Consider the following 16816-nt stretch of genomic DNA (forward strand, 5'->3'; position numbering starts at 1 on the left):
GGTTTTTTTATGGGGTATTTTTCTAACTATGTTGCATAACGACATATGTTGTTATACTATGTATATAAGGTGGTGGTATTGTTGGACAAAGAAATCTTGAAGGGAAGTATAGATATTTTATTACTTTCTATCATTGCAAAACGTGATACATACGGATACGAAATAGCTCAAAGTTTAAAGGATGCAAGTGAAGATTTGTATAGTATGGGACAGGGAACTTTGTATCCTGCTTTAAAGAGATTAGAGAAAAAGGAGTTTCTTGAATCTTATTGGAATGAATCTGAGAATGGGATGAAAAGGAAATTCTATACTATTACAGATAAAGGGAAAAAAGAATTGCAGAAGAAAGTGAACTCTTGGGAGAGTGTAACAGCATTAATTCAAGCTTGTCAGAAAGGAGTTATTTATGAGTGAATTTGATGAGTATATTAAGTCTATTTTAGCCTATTCAGAACTTAGTGATATTGAACAGGATGAGCTATTTCTAGAAATGTATGATCACTTGAACAGCTTGAAAGAAGAATATATGGAACAAGGTATGAATGAAAAAGAAGCGATTTATAAAGCGATTCAAAGTTTTGGAGAATCAAAAGTTATTGGCGTAGAGATTAATAAATCGGTATACGAAGTTCCTAGGCCATTAAAGGTATTATCAAAAATTTTATGTATTCCTTATATAATCATTTGTTTTATTGTCTTTTTAGGAACGTTTATTTCAACTTCTACATTTGACTCTGTTCGCAGTTTGACAGGTGGTGGGACTGTCTATCATCCCATTGAATTTTGGCAGCAATTTTTACATATATCTGATTTAGAAACGTTATTACAACTTTTTGGAATAACACTTTGGCAAGTTAAAGATTTTATTGCACATCCAGGTCCTTGGGGAAACTCAACTTATTGGTTAAGCGTTTTACAACATATAATATTAGTAGTTCCATTCGGATTTTTCGTTCCAGTGCTCATTAATAAAGTGACTAACTATAAGAAAGCTCGTAAGTGGTATGTTATGACCTTTCTTGTTTGGGAGATATTACATTTACTAACTTTGTCTGATGTTTTTGATGTGTGGCAGATTGCTATAAATATGCTCGGTGCGTCGGTAGGATATCTTTTATTTATAAGCATAATGCAACTGGATAATAAATTTAGGGTTATGCGAAAGAAGATATTTGAAAATTAGCTCGCTATTCTGTAGTTTAAATTATACAAATTTAATTTGATGGTAATAGAGTATCGCTGAAAACATAGGTACTATGTAGTGAGAGGATTTTTTATATTCGTAATAGGTGTTGTTCCTTGTTTAATCCTACTGTTATGAAGCGGGTCCATAATCCGTCTTTATTGGTGCTATAAATGATGAGAGCGGCACAGCTGAACTAGAAAAAGTCTAGATCAACAAGAGCAAGCTGCGTTAGCGTAAAATAGAGAACCACCTGAAGGGGAGCCTTTTAGGTGATTTTTTCTCTTGACTAAAAATAAATAAAATGTGTTACAATGATGATAGAGTATTTAGTGTGAATTTTGCATAAAATAAAAAAGACAGAAGCCTGAGAAACTTCTGCCTTTGTAACCTAACTTGCTATTGTGGTGGTAGTAGGTGCGGTTATAAGACAATTACATTAACGTTTTAGCCGAGAACCGCCCTTACCTTTTCCACGAAGCAGGGTGGTTCTCGCTTTTTTGTATACAGAAATTAGCCATGGACCGACGTATCTTCTACCGATGACAACGCCAGCTCCGGTTAGGATACCATACACTAATTTAATTACAAACATCGCGATCATATTATCACCTCCCCCCTTTTTTCAAAATGGAAGAGATGATTGCCACACCTACTAGTTATAGCTTATTAAGTTACGTATTCATTGTATTATGTTTTAAAATAGGGAACAAGATATATGGATGAAAATTCCTGTTTTTAAGCAGAACATTAGTGTCAGGGGACAAGAAGTAAATAAATATTCATAAAAAAACGGTATGGACATCGCAATCTGTATTTTTTACACTAGCACACTTAGTACGTTTTGTTTCAAAAACATAAATAGATAGTATGTAGAGGGTTATGATAAATAACCCTCTTTTCGTGTTTAAATAAGTGCACTCTCTTTAATAGAAATACATAATTCAGAACGAGAAATTGATTCAGCTAGTTGCTGTAAATAAGAGTATTCTTCCGCATCTTTTTCGGAAGTGTTAGGATCTAATAAAGGTGAAGAAAGAAGTACATCAATCGTAAGTATGTCTGTATCATGAGAGACGATGTTATAACCTGCAAATACAGGTCGTTTTAAGTCTTTTACTTTTTGAATCATTTGATGGAATTTCGTAACACTTATATGGATTTGTGCGAATGGAAAGCATTTTTGGATAGGATTCTCGATGTTCTTTCTAATTTTATAATCGTATACATAGTAGTACTTTTCTTGCTGCTCAAGTGTTTGCAACTCTTTCGTTATGAGTGGTATTTGTCTGTAAGTCCAGTTGTGAGTGCACGATGTTCTTCGCCAACTAATAATGTGAAAGGTCTTGGTGAGGGAGATTGAAATGGTGCGCACGTTTAGGTCAGTAAAAGTGTGCTTAGATTGTAAAATGGTATGTAATTTTTCGGTAGGAAACTCACCGTCATAAATAGCAATAAAATAGTGGTTCATCTTTTCGCTCCTTAATTTTTTTCTAAACTGATATATTCTACTTTAAAGGTGTAAGTCCTGCATAAAAAAGAAAACACCTTGATTGTTATCAAGGTGTTGTAATAAGCTCAAAACTATCCGAATCAGCCCCAAGTACAAAAGGACTAACCTCGCCAACACAATAAAGGTGCAATTCATGCATCGCTCGCGTACAAGCAGTGTAGAACAATCTACGAACGCTCTCATTGCTGTACACATCTTTAGAAGCATCGTAAATAATAACGGCATCAAATTCGATACCTTTCGCTAAGTAAGCAGGGATCACGACAATGCCTTGTTCGTATTCAGCAGAGGTGCTCTTCACAAGTTTAATATCTTCAATGCTACTAAGTTCCTCATAGGCAGCGGCGCTTTCAGCTGCGGATTTACAGATGATTGCGATCGTATTGTGCTGCTCTGTTTGTAGTGCAGCAACTTTAGCAGTAATATGTTCGTGTAGTTCGTTGTGATTAGCTACTTTCGTCACTGTAGGTTTCGCGCCGTCACGTTCAAAGGCGTGAATGTTCTTCCCTTCCGGTACGAGAGCACGTGTAAATTCAATAATCGGTTTTGTTGAGCGATAGCTACGAGTTAAGTTAATGCCGTTTGTTTCGTCTGGCCCGTATAAATTCGTAAGTGTATCGAAATTCACCGTTTCACTCGCATGGGCAAATATCGCTTGGTTAAAGTCTCCGAGTACCGTCATTCTTGCAGCAGGGAAGAGACGTTTTAAAAACTCGAACTGGAACGGAGAGTAATCTTGCGCTTCATCTACGAGTACGTGTTTAATCGATCTGTTCGTTTGGAAGCCTTCAATTAATTCTTTTAAAAGTAAAAATGGAGTCGCATCCTCGTAATATAGCTTTCCTTCATCAAGCATGTTTACTGTTAATGAGCAAATGTCATCCCACTCTTTCGGTTTTTCCCCAGGAACCCATGATGCATCTGTGAAGAGCTGTTTATATATGCCTGTGAAATTGATGAAACGCAATGTTTGAACGCCTTTACGAAGCGGCTTCATTTTTTTACGGACAATCATACGCCCAAGTACTCTTGTTTCTTTCTCAAAGTCTTGAAAGGAGTTGTCGTCAAACTCGCCTTTTTTCTGTAAATATTTATAAGCCTTTTGGTATTCATCTTTACTAAGTAATTCAATTTCCTCTTCTACCCAAGGTTTTTTCAGTTCTGCTTTTTCAAGTGCATCTATTTGCTTATTTAGCCAATCCGTTAACTTCTCAATTCGACTATGGAAGCGGAGGGAGGAGTCAGTATTATAAAATTGCTCTGTAATTTCTTTAGCTGAGGCAATCAGTTTTCCTCTAAATTTCATTCCTCTAAATAGCATACCTGAAGATTCAAGAGATTGTCTGTACGCTCTAATCATCTCGAAAAATTGAGTGGATGCTTTAAATCGGATGCTCGCATTTCTCGTTTTATAGGTAGGGCTATTTGTTTCAGTTAGCATATATTCTAATTGCTCATAAGGGTCTTCAACGTCAAATGACTTACTCAGTCTATGATTTAAATATTCTTGGAATGTCACTTGCTGCATATTTTCTTCACCGAGTTCAGGTAGTACGTTAGAAACGTAGCTATTGAACATAGAGTTAGGGGAGAAGAGAATAATTTGATCCGCTTTTAGCCATTCGCGATATTTATATAGTAAGTAGGCGATTCGCTGCAGGGCAGCTGACGTTTTACCACTACCAGCAGCTCCTTGCACGATAAGGAGTCGGCCTTCATCGTGACGAATAATTTCATTTTGTTCACGCTGAATTGTAGCGACGATACTTTGCATATGTTTGTTCGTACCTTTTCCGAGCGCTTGTTGCAAGATTTCATCGCCAATTGTAAGGCTCGTATCGAACATAGAATCAATCTCGCCATTTTGAATAATGTATTGTAATTTTTTCTCCACATTGCCGTGAATTACGCCTTCTGGTGTACTGTATTCAGCCGGTCCTGGTGGATAATCGTAGTATACACTCGAAATGGGTGCGCGCCAGTCATATATAAGAAAGTTTTCTCCGCTAGCATCAGTAAGTGTAGCAACGCCAATATAAATTTGCTCTGCGCTAGGTTCGCCTTCTTCTTTGAAATCAATTCGTCCGAAATAAGGTGCTTTATGCATGCGTCTTAATGCGGCAAGTCGATTAAAGGTGTGCTTATGGGTAATTTGTGTGACAGCTAGTGACTGAGCTTGTTGTCTTAAGTTGATAACTGTTTCAAGATAATCATCAAAAGTATCCGTGTTCACTTTCACATCATCCCAAAAGTGTTTACGAATATTGATTACTTCTGCCCGGCGTCTGCCAGTTTCGTTTTCCAGTTTATCAATTTGCTCCGTAATTGTCTCGATTACGGTATCCAATCTTTTTTGCTCTAAATCAAGTTTTTTGTTCATACGGTAAGCACTCCTTTAAAAGTGAAAAATAGAGGTTGACTGAAGATGTGTTTTGGTGTACAATTAAAATAGGGATAAATACGTTCCTTTCATTTTAGAAAACGTGTTTCCGTACTAATTTAACATAGTTTTTGAATTTAATCAATGATAATAAGATAAACCTTGGTTCTGCGTGGCGTGGATCAAGGTTTTTTTGTGTTTTTCTTTAAGGAAGAATTGCAATTTTATTGAGGAGAATGTAAGTAAAGCAAAGAAGAAAATCAGGAATAGGGGGATACTGATGCAAAAATATTTTGAGGAAGCGCATCGTTTTTGTTCTCGTAATAGAAAGCACTTAGAAAAGGATGTTATATGTGGTTGTTTCTATTGTTTAGAAATTTTTCATCCAAAAAAAATTACAGAGTGGTGGGATGATGATAACACAGCAGTTTGTCCGTATTGTGGGATTGACTCTATTATAGGGGAAAGTTCAGGATTTAGAATCACAGAAATGTTTTTAAGTGAAATGCATAAAAGATGGTTTTAGTTAAACGAATGAAAAAATAAACTTTCGTTAACGAAGAGGATACATAAAAAAGCTCGGGCCTAAGCCCAAGCTTTTTACTTCATTATTTCTTTTCTTCTTTTTTATCGTCAGCTTTTTTCTCTTCGAAAAGATCTTTTAAATCTTTATCGTCAACTTTTACGTCAGCTTTTTTGATTTCTTTCATCATAAGATCATTCATGAATGCAGCATCTTGTGCTTTTTTCTGAACTAGATCTTTTTTGATGTCGCCTTTTACTTCATCAAATGGTTTTTGTTCTTTAATGTCTGTTACTTTAATGATGTGGTAACCGAATTGTGATTTCACAGGTTCGCTTACTTCATCTTTTTTCAGCTTGTAAGCAGCATCTTCGAATTCTTTAACCATTTTACCAGCAGTAAAGTAGCCAAGGTCTCCGCCTTTTTCTTTTGAACCAGTATCTTCAGAGTATTGTTTCGCTAACTCTTCGAAAGATTTACCTTGTCCAAGTTCTTCTTTTACCTTTTTCGCAGTAGCTTCATCTTTTACAAGAATGTGGCTTGCTTTAATTTCAGGCTTGTAGTTTTCTTTTAGTTCTTTATCAGTGATTGTTTTCTCGATAGCTTTTTCTTGAGCTAATTGAGCACGCACACCAGTTTTTATAGTTTCTTCTTTAATACCTTGTTGTTTTAATAGTGTATCGAATTGATCACCGTATTGTTTTTTCATTTCATCGAACTTTTTGTCTACATCTTTGTCTTCAACTTTGTAGTTTTTAATAAGTACTTTTTCCATAACCATGTTGTTTAGTACTTGTTTACCAGCTTGTGTCTTCATTTGATCGTAGAATTCTTCTTTTGTAATGTCACCAGCTTTAGATGTAACAATTTTGTCTGATGATGATGTTCCACATGCTGATAATGCGATTACACTTGTTGCGGCTAAGGCAAGCATAGCTTTCTTCATTCGATAAACACTCCTACTATTATGTATTTTTAATTTATCCTACACCAATGAATTTTGATTCATAAGAGCCCGATTAAGTCTCACTGATACTTTTGCTTTTTTATATTGGTAAAGCGCGCTTAACAGGGCTTACCGAGGCTGAGGATAAAGTTTTGATGAATGTTTTGTTCTATAGTATAAGCAATATGTACAAAATTTAATATATCATATTTCGAACCGTTTTCATATTGATAAAGAAAAATTAACCAGCACGTGTCAGATTTTGAAAGTGTGCCATATTGGGCGTATGCCGCATATACAGAATAGAGGAGGGGATGGGGATGAATTCTCAACTTATTTTATTACTTGTACTGTTTATTTTATTGGTTATTGTAGGTATAATTTGCTTATAGAGGAAAAAAGTGAGGAAGGGGCTTTCCTTCCTCACTTTCCATGAAATATAATTTCTATATAACTAGAAATTAATAAAATTGTTATACATACATTAATAACCCGAAAGACACCGGGCTGGCGGCTCGCAGCTATTTGTTTTCGTTCACACAGTGTATGTGTCATGAAATTCGTGTAAAATATAACAAGAAGTGCGAATGCGACAAAAACAACTGTTATAAGTGTCATGAGGCGAGACCTCCTTTTGGCTAAAATACATATACATATATTGTATCACACGATATTTTGTTCGTGTTACAAAATTCAGAAATAGAAGACTTTGTGTTAGAAAGTGAGGGAGAAAATGGACGTTGTTAGAAGATTAGAACAAGCTGAATACTATGTAGACCTACTATTTAAAATGATTGATGAAGAGAAGTGTCCATTTTATTCTTTAATCATAAAGAAAAAAGCTCGTAAAAAAGATATTGAACGTATACTAAATCTTTGTGAAAAACTGAACGATCAATATGTAGTGGAGAAAGCAGAAGGGCTTCTTTTGTTCGATGCGCTGTTAGATCAATTTGAAAAAGCGCTTCCACATCAGCTCGAAGTACACGAAACTGCGGAAGCGCTAGCAAAACAAGGTTTATTTAAGCCGCTTATGAATGAATTCTTAAGCATGATTGCGAAAAAATAAATAGATTATTTCTTAACTAACTTTTGATCGGACTCTGTAAAGTTCTCTTCAATATCTTCTAATGATTTCTCAAAAATATCGATAAAGTCTTGTCCGTAAATATTACGCAGGATTGCAATCAGTTCGATATTTTCTGGGAACTTCCCATAAAAATTACGAAGTGCAAGAGCCCCATTAAACACTGAATTATTTTCAGGATCATACTCCTCCATTAAGCGAAGTAGTAATTCTTCCCCTTTGTCTGTAATTTCAATGTACGTATTTCGTTTATCATCTTCCTTTTTTGAGAATACAAGATAGCCGCGTTCTTCTAGCTTTTTAGAGAAGTTAAATGCCGTTGATACGTGCATAACTCCAAACTTAGCAATCTCAGAAATAGAAGCCCCTTTTAAATGATAAGCGATTGTTAAAATATGATGTTCATTAATATTTAAATCGTAAGGTTTAATCCACTGCTGCCAATCTTTCTCTACACATTTCCATAACGCTTTCGATAATTGAGCAATGCGTTGGCTGAAAATCATCGCTTCTTTTACCGAGTAATCTTTTTCTCCACTTTTCATTTACTCACCCACTTTAACATTCTTTTTCATTACTATCTATTATGCCAGTAAAATAAAAATTAATAAAGTCTTTTTGTAAGAATTGTGAAAATTTTTTAACAAAATGACATTCTATACAAATCATGCATAACTATGGAAGCGTTTTATGAGTCGTGAATACATGCGTTGTCCTTACATGTTAATTGATAACATATATTGTAAATGCATAAAAACACGGCATATCTATACGATATGCCGTGTCAAGGTCAATTTATATAAAAAATATTTGTTATATGCAAAAAACTAAGCAGGAATTTGTTTACGCTTTTTCTGGAACAGCTTCTTGCAGTTTCTCAATTGACTTTTGGATGTCCAAAATTTCTTTCTCAATATGGCGCTTGTTTTGAGAAATATCTTGTTTCCAATTAGAAAGCGTGTCTTGCATGTCATCTTTTAGTTCTTGAAACACTTCTTTACCTTCTGAAGCAGTTTCAACAATTTGACGCTTTAATAATTTCGTATCAGCTGTAATATCAGCTAAAGTCTTTTTAATATCATTTCCTTTTTCTTTTAACTTGCCGCGCATGTCTTTACCAGAAGAAGGAGTTGAGAAAAGAACGGCTAGTCCAGCAACTGCTCCGCCGCAAATAACACCTGTAATAAAGGATTTAGCTTTTGACATAAAAGGAGACCTCCTTATTTTTTGTTCGTATTCATGATGTGAAAAAATATGCATATCTTTCTTATATGTGCTATGCACAAACAATCATCCCTGAGCATTTTAGGTGAAGAAACAAGCCATGCGGAATTTGATGACTTCAGGGAAGTGGCTTGTTATGTATTACGCCTTCTTATAGTGTCATTATTTCACACTATTTGCAATTGTACTTGCGATGTTTTGTAAATTTTCCATAGTGTATTCATTTTGGTGTGATTTCCAAACAGCACCGAAACCATCTTTTTCACCGTAGCGTGGAATTAAATGAAGGTGGAAGTGGAACACAGTTTGTCCAGCTTTTTCACCGTTATTGTTAAGTAGGTTAAAGCCAACTGGATTAAACTCTGTTTTAATCGCATTTGCGATTTTTGGAACGACAGAAAAAATATGTGATGCGATTTCTGGCGTTAACGCAAAAATGTCTTGTTTGTGAACTTTCGGAATAACAAGAGTATGTCCTTTTGTTACTTGACTAATATCTAAAAATGCAAGCACATGTTCATCTTCGTATACTTTTGAGCAAGGGATTTGCCCGTCAATGATTTTACAAAAAATACAATTGTCTGCTGTATGATTCATTGATCTCATCCTTTCAAATATCCTTAGCCGTATTTTACCATAATTACATAAGAGAACAAACACGAAAAACAGGAAGCTGACTCAGCTTCCTGTTTTCTGAAGAGGGATTGAAAAAGCATTATCGTAATTTACGTTTCGCAGACACCTCATTTATTTAAGAAATGCACGGTAAATCGGCTAAAGTTTCTGCCGTAGACACCCCATTTTCAAGTGAAATGAATTGCAATCTTTTTTAAATGAAATTGTTTATTTTTTAAAACAGTATATGCTCTTTCAGAGACACCCCGTTTCGAAAATGAAACAAATGATCTGGTTATGTGTAAATTTCATTGTCCAACTTGGACACCCCATTTCATGATGACTTCACTATGTTGTTGTACTCATCAATTGGTGGTTGCTTTTTCAATGTGTTCCTTCTTCAATAATTATGATGTCCGCTTTCGGGAAAATATATGCTAATAAATTTTAAAATTTTTTTTGAGTACATGGATACTATGTAGTACAGCATAATTTTTGGTAAGATGAATATAGAATGAATACTAATGAAGAAAGTGGTGTCGTATGAGCGAGTTATTGCGTGTAGAAAATGTTACAGGAGGATATACGAAACGACCTGTATTAAAAGACGTTTCGTTCTCTGTTAATAAAGGCGAACTTGTCGGCTTAATCGGTTTAAATGGAGCTGGTAAAAGTACGACGATTAAACATATTATCGGTTTAATGGAACCGAAAAAAGGAACTGTCACAATTAATGGGAAAACAATTCGTGATGATATGACAGCGTACCGTTCTAGCTTTTCATTTATTCCGGAAACGCCGGTATTATATGATGAATTAACGTTAGAAGAGCATTTGAAATTAACAGCTATGGCGTATGGCGTGGATGAAAAACAATATGAAGAACGTGTAGGACAACTACTACAAGAGTTTCGTATGAAAAATCGTTTAAAATGGTTTCCATCTCATTTCTCAAAAGGGATGAAACAAAAAGTAATGATTATGAGCGCATTTTTAGTGGAGCCATCTCTTTACATAGTAGATGAACCTTTCGTTGGATTAGACCCGTTAGCGATTCAATCCCTTCTTCAAATGATGGACCAAATGAAAAAGAGTGGTGCCGGTATTTTAATGAGCACACATATTTTAGCGACGGCAGAGCGTTATTGTGATTCGTTCATTATTCTGCATCAAGGTGAAGTAAGAGCGAAGGGAACTCTATCTGAACTGCAATCACAGTTTAATATGCCAGGTGCAACGTTAGATGATATTTACATTGCATTAACGAAGGAAGAAGATTATGAATAGCACAGCGTTATGGAAAGAACGATTTCGTCAATTTCTAAAAGAAGTTCGTACATATAGTAAATACGTATTTAATGATCATTTGAAATTTATTTTCGTGTTCATCATCGGTGCGGGAGCGTATTATTACCAGCAATGGTTACAAACGTTAACAACTTCGTTTCCAACTGCGCTCGTAATGGCAGTATTAATTGGACTCGTGTTAACGGCTGGATCCATTCAAACGTTATTAAAAGAAGCGGATCTCGTTTACTTACTGCCAGTTGAAGAAAAGTTAAAACCTTACTTCACAAAGGCATTTCTTTTTACATTTATGATTCAGTTATACATAATCGCAATCGTAGCAGCTGCGCTTGCTCCGTTATACTTCCAACAAATAAAGCAAACAGGAGCTGGCTACATATGGATCGTACTCGCATTTGTCATTGTAAAAGCGTGGAATTTATTTGTAGCGTGGGAAAAGTCATTTTTAACAGATCAAAATATACAAAGGGCTGATTGGTTTATTCGTTTTATCCTAAACGGTTTATTTGTATATTTCCTTGTAGAACGTACTTCAGTTCTTTTCATTGGTGGAATCGTCCTTCTCATGGTGTTATACCTTGCTATCATGCATCAAATGGTCAAAGGAAAGCCACTAAACTGGGAGTATTTAATTTCCGAAGAAGGTAAGAAGATGATGCTGCTGTACCGCATCGCGAATATGTTCGTTGATGTACCAGCATTAAAAGAAAGAGTATCTCGCCGAAAATGGCTGGATTTCATTCTTTCGATAATCGGCGAAAAGCGTACATATTTATACTTATATACGAGAACATTTTTAAGATCAGGTAACTATTTTGGATTATATGTGCGCCTGCTCGCTCTAGGCGGAGTTATTCTTTACTTCATTCCATTTTTATATGGACGATTTATCGTAAGCCTTATCTTCCTATACTTAATCGGTTATCAGCTATTAACTTTATGGAAACATCACCGCATGAAAATTTGGCTTGATTTGTACCCAGTAGGCGGAGAAGAGAAGAAGAAAGATTTTCTTACTTTATTAAATGCAATTCTTATTACAGGTAGCGTTATATTTACAATTATATTTGCACTGGCAACGAAAGATTTCATGATGACAGGAATTTTACTTATCGTAAGCATATTATTTAGTATCGGTTTCGTTTACCAATACGGGGCGAAGCGCATTGAGCGTTTAAATTGAAAGGAATGAACCTATGATTACATACGAAGAGAAGGTTATAAAAGAATTGGAGCAGTGGAAAGCTACATTCATGAAAGATTCTTCTATGATGACACGGTTCTCCAAAAAAGTGCAGACGAAGGTGCAACAGCTCATTCCGGCGAAAGTACAAAAGGTACTAACAGAGACGATTCGTATGATGGTGCAAACGATTAGCGCCGGGTCAAACTTTATAAAGCCGAAGCTAAAAGAGACGACATGGTCACTGCAAAGACGTGACGATGAAGTTCGTAAAAAAATGGATGAGTACAAAAAAATAGCAGCGGCAGAAGGAGCAGGGACTGGAGCTGGTGGTATTCTCCTCGGTCTTGCTGACTTTCCGCTTTTACTTACAATTAAAATTAAATTTTTATTCGATGCAGCGACATTGTACGGATTTGATACGAGTAAGCAAGAAGAGCGTCTTTTTATCCTTCACGTTTTCCAACTTGCCTTTTCAAGTGACGATCACAGAAAAGAAATATGGAAAGCAATCGAAACGTGGGATACAGAAAAAGAAAATCATATGGACTGGGAAAAGTTCCAAACAGAGTACCGAGACTATATTGATTTAGCGAAAATGCTTCAGCTCGTCCCAGTAATCGGTGCCCCAGTCGGCGCATATGCGAACTATCAATTACTGCAAAGGCTTGGAGAAGTGACGATGAATTGCTATCGTATGCGATTGCTGAATAGGGATTAAAAACAAGGCGTCCTACATATGTAATGTAGGACGCCTTTTCTTAGAAGCTAAGTCCGATATAGCTAATTCCAACTATAATCAATACGATAAAAAGTACAATGATTAATGAAAATCCGCTCTTACCAGCTTGTCCCGCTTCACCGCCGCCATTACCACCAAGTCCCATATGATATCCTCCTTATTGTTATATGTTGCTTTTACTTTATAACTTTCTGTATTTTCCAATAAATACCTTCTGTAGTGCTAACTAAATTGAAAATCATTTCGTTTTGTTTTATAATTTACTTACCGACCGGTAAGTAAAAATAAGTGAGGTACAGTATGACGAAGAATTTACAAACATCGCAGAACATTGTAGAGGCATCATTTAAACTTATGGCAGAACACGGCATTGAGAAGATGAGTCTTTCCATGATTGCGAAAGAGGTAGGTATTTCAAAACCGGCTATTTACTATCATTTTTCTTCTAAAGAAGCGTTAGTTGATTTTTTATTTGAAGAGATTTTTTCTGATTATCATTTTACAAAGTACTTTAATGAAGAGCGGTATACGAAAGAAAACTTTGCAGAAAAGCTAATCGCAGATGGTTTACATATGCTCTCTGAGTATGAAGGGCAAGAAGGAATACTACGCGTTATCAATGAATTTATCGTAACTGCATCACGAAATGAAAAGTATCAGAAACGTTTATTTGAAATACAAGAGGATTTTTTGCATGGTTTCCACGATTTATTGAAGAAAGGCGCGAGACTGGGCGTTGTGTCACAACATGAAACGGAAGAAAATGCTCATACGCTAGCGCTTGTGATCGATAATATGAGCAACTATATGCTCATGGGATTCCATTTAAAGTATAAAGAAATTTGGATTCGAAATGTGAAAAACGTCATGAAGGAGGAGTAAAGATGAAAATGCAAAAAAACTGGTGGCTCGGTTTTCTTGGATTTATTGGGATTTATAAAATACCAGGTATGATTGAAGCTTTTCAAGCGGATGGAAGTTGGATGAAGTTAATCGGTTTCATTTGGTTACTTTGGTTCGGATATTTTATTCCTGAGAAGAAAGAAGATTAAATTTCAATTTTCTGTAAAGTTATGTAAAATGTAGATTAAGAGTATTCATATATTAGATTACTAGATTTGGAGTGGTTACATGGATTCATTGAAAAATGAAATTCACCCTGACATGGTCAAGGTGTGGAAAGCGCGTTCTTTAATTGAGCTAGGAATCAGTATTATAGTCATTTTTGCATATCTTTTCTTTATGATTAAGTTTAATTGGTGGGCTTGGATTTTCTATGTGCTCATCGGATTAACAATCGTATATACACCGTTTGATTACTTTACGTTTCCGAAACTACGTCAACGTTATTACAACTACCAACTAAATGAAGAAGAACTTGAAATTCAGCATGGCCTTTTCGTTGTTAAGCGTGTATTAGTGCCGATGATTCGTGTACAGCACGTAACGATTGAACAAGGACCAATTATGAGAAAATATGGCTTAGCAGAATTACACATTTCAACAGCAGCAACTTCTCATAGCATCCCAGGTTTAACGATGTATGAAGCTGAAATGTTGAAAACGCAAAATAGCAGAATTAGCGAAAGTGAGTGATGAGGATGTATAAAAGGCAGCATCCAATCACGATGTTATTAGAGTTAAAAATAACAGACTTTATACCACTCATTATTTTCATGTTTAGCTTAAACGGAAAGTTCCCGTTTTGGTATTTAATTCCCGCTGCATTTGGTTTACTCACCGTTTTTTTAGCGTTTGAAAAATGGTATTACACAACATACTGGGTTGAAAATAACGTATTACATGTGAAACAAGGTCTCTTCGTGAAAAAGGAGAGCTACTTAAATAAAGAACGTGTTCAAACGATTAATACAAGTTCTAACGTACTATATCAAATGCTCGGTTTGAAAAAAATTCAGATTGAAACAGCTGGCGGGGGCGATGAAGCAGAAGTTAGCTTAGCTGGAATTACGGCAGAAGAAGCGGCGGAGCTTATTACTTTGCTAAATGAGCCAACTCCAGAAGTGAAAGCAGAAAAAACGTTAGACGAAGCAGCAGAAAATGTAGTAGAAAAAGCAATTGTTACAGAGGAAAAACAAACGACAGAATATAAATTAACTTGGAAAGAGATTTTATTAGCATCTGTTACATCTGGTCAATTTGGACTATTATTCTCTTTAATCTTTTTCGTCTATCACCAAGTAGATGAGTACATTCCGAAATGGATAGAGAATGGCGTAAAGTCGTATGTAATGGAACATGATATATATGGCTGGATTTTCATGGTAGCCATGTTACTCGTTCTTTCTTGGATTATATCTACAATCGGTTACGCGTTAAAACATGGCGATTTCACAGTGAATCGAAGAAATGACGAAGTTCGCATTTCGCAAGGATTACTTGAGAAAAAAGAGCTCGTACTAAAATTGCATCGTATTCAAGGTATTACGATAAAAGAAAGTATTTTACGCCAACCATTCGGTTATTGTGCTGTGCAAGTAGAAGTCATTCAAAGTAAAGGAATGGGTGACGAAAAAGAAAAGGTTACACTGCACCCAATCATTCGAAAAGATCGAGTACAACAGTTACTCGCCCATTTACAATTACCATACGAACTGAATGCAAATATTACTTCGTTACCAAAAGCAGCATTGCGCCGCTATCTCATTGATAGTTTCATCTTTTTCGCTATGCTCGCAATCCCGCTTACTGGAATAGGCATATACTTTGAAAAGTATTACATCATGTGGGCATTACTACCGCTCGCAATCCTTATCTTTACACTTGGATACGCAACATTTAAAACAAATGGTTACAGTGTTAACGGAGAACAAATTACACTTGTCTATCGTAGCATCGGAAAATATACAGGACTTATTAGAAGAAGACACGTCCAATCAATGGAGAAGACACAATCATATTTCCAGCGCCGTGCGGATTTATGTACGTATAAGTTTTCGAGTGCATCATCTAGTTACAAAATAGAGCATACGAGAGTAGAAGATGCGGAGAGAATGCAGGATTGGTATAAGAAGAAGTTAAGTGAGAATTAAGTGGAACGGCTCGCCTTTCGCGGAAGACGGGCTATTTTTTTATGCGAAAATAATGAATAATATATGTAAAGAAACAAGCGAGGTGAATGAGAGTGAGCAAATTTTTAATACCGTATTCATTTTCTATATTAAGTTTCTTTATTTCAGCAACAGCACTTGATTTATATGATAGGATGGGAAACAATAGTGAGCTGGTTTCGCCGAACATAATTGGAAAGATAATTCAATCTACTGCGCAAATGGGAGTCCTTACATTGTATTTCGGAGTACCTATTATTTTAGGTGGCTGTCTACTTGGTGAGCTATTGTTTAGAGGTATCATTTTACGATTTAAACTCAGCTATATTATATCTTTATTATTATATCTATTTTTAGCTTTTAGTATTGTTTCTGTAACGGTTGGAATTCCAACTACATATGAGGATTCTAATACTACTTTCATGGTAATAACTATGATTTGCGCTGTTACATTCTTTATGGGCCGGAATATATGGGAGAAAAAAGAAATGAATAATGAAGTAACAGAATGAAATATACATGTCCGTGCTGCGGGTATAGAACAATAGAAGAAGAACCACCAGGTACATATGAAATTTGTAATATATGTTACTGGGAAGATGATGAGGTACAGTTTAACGATCCTGACTTTGAAGGCGGTGCAAATGAAGTCTCGTTAAGACAAGCACAGAAAAATTTTATTGCATTTGGTGCTTGCGAGGAATGTTTTGTTGGATTAGTTAGAAAACCGACTAGTGAAGATGTGAAGGATGCTAGTTGGCAGCGAATTTGTTAAGTAAAATGTTATTACTCAATTCAATGGGAGTAATAACATTTTTTATTTAGTGCTGAAAGAATTACTGCCGTCTTATAAAGTAATAAGAAGGACTAAATTGGTAAATTTTATTAATGGATATATTTTCAATAAATACAAAAGTATAGATGTATAGTCAGCTTTGTGTGTTTAATGTTATCATATTGAATGATATGGAAGTTTTTAATAGAATAAGTAACTAAAAATTCAAAGGTAATGAAGCTTTTGTTGTATAAAGAAAATACTTA

20 protein-coding genes and 2 pseudogenes are annotated in these 16816 nt (G+C 35.4%); 13 read left to right on the forward strand and 9 right to left on the reverse strand.

Going from position 1 to position 16816, the window contains the following annotated elements:
• Positions 1-81 precede the first annotated feature (81 nt).
• Positions 82-414, forward strand: coding sequence for a PadR family transcriptional regulator (locus BC_RS05200; RefSeq protein ID WP_000356630.1), 333 nt, complete (start codon positions 82-84; stop codon positions 412-414).
• Complete coding sequence (locus tag BC_RS05205; protein WP_001288375.1) at positions 407-1183, forward strand: VanZ family protein; 777 nt, start codon at positions 407-409, stop codon at positions 1181-1183. The genes BC_RS05200 and BC_RS05205 overlap by 8 nt, the downstream gene beginning before the upstream one ends.
• Positions 1184-1622: 439 nt before the next feature.
• Here BC_RS05205 and BC_RS27545 read toward each other — a convergent pair whose 3' ends face one another.
• From BC_RS27545 to helD, 3 genes and pseudogenes are all read right to left on the reverse strand, one after another.
• Positions 1623-1787: a hypothetical protein gene (locus BC_RS27545; RefSeq protein ID WP_000561154.1), complete on the reverse strand. Its 165-nt coding sequence runs from the start codon at positions 1785-1787 to the stop codon at positions 1623-1625.
• A 303-nt stretch (positions 1788-2090) separates the two neighbouring features.
• Positions 2091-2654 (reverse strand): annotated as a pseudogene (locus BC_RS05210) (hypothetical protein).
• 88 nt (positions 2655-2742) lie between these two features.
• Positions 2743-5076, reverse strand: coding sequence for an RNA polymerase recycling motor HelD (helD, locus tag BC_RS05215; RefSeq protein ID WP_001035427.1), 2334 nt, complete (start codon positions 5074-5076; stop codon positions 2743-2745).
• 280 nt (positions 5077-5356) lie between these two features.
• Between helD and BC_RS05220 the strand changes: the two genes are divergently transcribed.
• Positions 5357-5602 (forward strand): hypothetical protein, encoded by a 246-nt coding sequence (locus tag BC_RS05220; protein ID WP_001174908.1) that lies wholly within the window; start codon positions 5357-5359, stop codon positions 5600-5602.
• 82 nt (positions 5603-5684) lie between these two features.
• On the opposite strand, the gene prsA is transcribed toward BC_RS05220, so the two are convergent.
• A complete protein-coding gene (gene prsA / locus BC_RS05225) occupies positions 5685-6545 on the reverse strand; it encodes a peptidylprolyl isomerase PrsA (RefSeq protein ID WP_000710058.1) in 861 nt (286 codons plus the stop codon).
• Between the two features lie 423 nt (positions 6546-6968).
• Positions 6969-7163, reverse strand: coding sequence for a hypothetical protein (locus tag BC_RS05230; protein ID WP_000172690.1), 195 nt, complete (start codon positions 7161-7163; stop codon positions 6969-6971).
• Between the two features lie 115 nt (positions 7164-7278).
• On the opposite strand from BC_RS05230, the gene BC_RS05235 reads away from it, so the two are divergent.
• Complete coding sequence (locus BC_RS05235) at positions 7279-7614, forward strand: YhaI family protein (protein WP_000383653.1); 336 nt, start codon at positions 7279-7281, stop codon at positions 7612-7614.
• Positions 7615-7619: 5 nt separating this feature from the next.
• On the opposite strand, the gene BC_RS05240 is transcribed toward BC_RS05235, so the two are convergent.
• The 3 genes from BC_RS05240 to BC_RS05250 form a co-directional block, all read right to left on the reverse strand.
• The gene (locus tag BC_RS05240) at positions 7620-8177 is read right to left on the reverse strand and encodes an HTH-type transcriptional regulator Hpr (RefSeq protein WP_000834924.1); all 558 of its coding nucleotides are present in this window, start codon (positions 8175-8177) and stop codon (positions 7620-7622) included.
• A 298-nt stretch (positions 8178-8475) separates the two neighbouring features.
• The gene (locus BC_RS05245; RefSeq protein WP_000030302.1) at positions 8476-8838 is read right to left on the reverse strand and encodes a YtxH domain-containing protein; all 363 of its coding nucleotides are present in this window, start codon (positions 8836-8838) and stop codon (positions 8476-8478) included.
• A 180-nt stretch (positions 8839-9018) separates the two neighbouring features.
• Positions 9019-9453, reverse strand: a complete 435-nt coding sequence (locus BC_RS05250) for an HIT family protein (RefSeq protein WP_001016841.1) — start codon at positions 9451-9453, stop codon at positions 9019-9021.
• A gap of 561 nt (positions 9454-10014) precedes the next feature.
• On the opposite strand from BC_RS05250, the gene ecsA reads away from it, so the two are divergent.
• The 3 genes from ecsA to ecsC are packed head-to-tail and all read left to right on the forward strand — an operon-like array spanning position 10015 to position 12683.
• The gene (ecsA, locus tag BC_RS05255) at positions 10015-10758 is read left to right on the forward strand and encodes an ABC transporter ATP-binding protein EcsA (RefSeq protein ID WP_001292603.1); all 744 of its coding nucleotides are present in this window, start codon (positions 10015-10017) and stop codon (positions 10756-10758) included.
• Positions 10751-11962, forward strand: coding sequence for an ABC transporter permease EcsB (gene ecsB / locus BC_RS05260; RefSeq protein WP_001089155.1), 1212 nt, complete (start codon positions 10751-10753; stop codon positions 11960-11962). Before ecsA ends, ecsB begins: the two co-directional genes overlap by 8 nt.
• Before the next feature lie 13 nt (positions 11963-11975).
• Positions 11976-12683 (forward strand): ecs operon protein EcsC, encoded by a 708-nt coding sequence (gene ecsC, locus BC_RS05265; RefSeq protein WP_000634142.1) that lies wholly within the window; start codon positions 11976-11978, stop codon positions 12681-12683.
• Positions 12684-12723: 40 nt separating this feature from the next.
• Here ecsC and BC_RS05270 read toward each other — a convergent pair whose 3' ends face one another.
• The gene (locus BC_RS05270) at positions 12724-12849 is read right to left on the reverse strand and encodes a YjcZ family sporulation protein (protein ID WP_000522754.1); all 126 of its coding nucleotides are present in this window, start codon (positions 12847-12849) and stop codon (positions 12724-12726) included.
• A gap of 155 nt (positions 12850-13004) precedes the next feature.
• On the opposite strand from BC_RS05270, the gene BC_RS05275 reads away from it, so the two are divergent.
• The 6 genes and pseudogenes from BC_RS05275 to BC_RS05295 all read left to right on the forward strand — a co-directional run bounded on the left by BC_RS05275 (position 13005) and on the right by BC_RS05295 (position 16550).
• Positions 13005-13586 carry a TetR/AcrR family transcriptional regulator gene (locus tag BC_RS05275; protein WP_000164837.1) on the forward strand — a complete coding sequence of 194 codons (582 nt, stop codon included), beginning with the start codon at positions 13005-13007 and terminating at the stop codon, positions 13584-13586.
• A gap of 2 nt (positions 13587-13588) precedes the next feature.
• Complete coding sequence (locus BC_RS27550; RefSeq protein ID WP_000783808.1) at positions 13589-13756, forward strand: hypothetical protein; 168 nt, start codon at positions 13589-13591, stop codon at positions 13754-13756.
• 79 nt (positions 13757-13835) lie between these two features.
• Positions 13836-14313, forward strand: a pseudogene (locus tag BC_RS05280) (PH domain-containing protein).
• Positions 14306-15757: a PH domain-containing protein gene (locus BC_RS05285; RefSeq protein ID WP_000278208.1), complete on the forward strand. Its 1452-nt coding sequence runs from the start codon at positions 14306-14308 to the stop codon at positions 15755-15757. Before BC_RS05280 ends, BC_RS05285 begins: the two are co-directional and overlap by 8 nt.
• 86 nt (positions 15758-15843) lie before the next feature.
• Positions 15844-16287 (forward strand): hypothetical protein, encoded by a 444-nt coding sequence (locus BC_RS05290; RefSeq protein WP_002195230.1) that lies wholly within the window; start codon positions 15844-15846, stop codon positions 16285-16287.
• Positions 16284-16550, forward strand: a complete 267-nt coding sequence (locus BC_RS05295) for a CPCC family cysteine-rich protein (RefSeq protein ID WP_000877836.1) — start codon at positions 16284-16286, stop codon at positions 16548-16550. Before BC_RS05290 ends, BC_RS05295 begins: the two co-directional genes overlap by 4 nt.
• Positions 16551-16816 lie beyond the last annotated feature (266 nt).

It is taken from the genome of Bacillus cereus ATCC 14579 (assembly GCF_000007825.1).
Taxonomy (GTDB): Bacteria; Bacillota; Bacilli; order Bacillales; family Bacillaceae_G; genus Bacillus_A; species Bacillus_A cereus.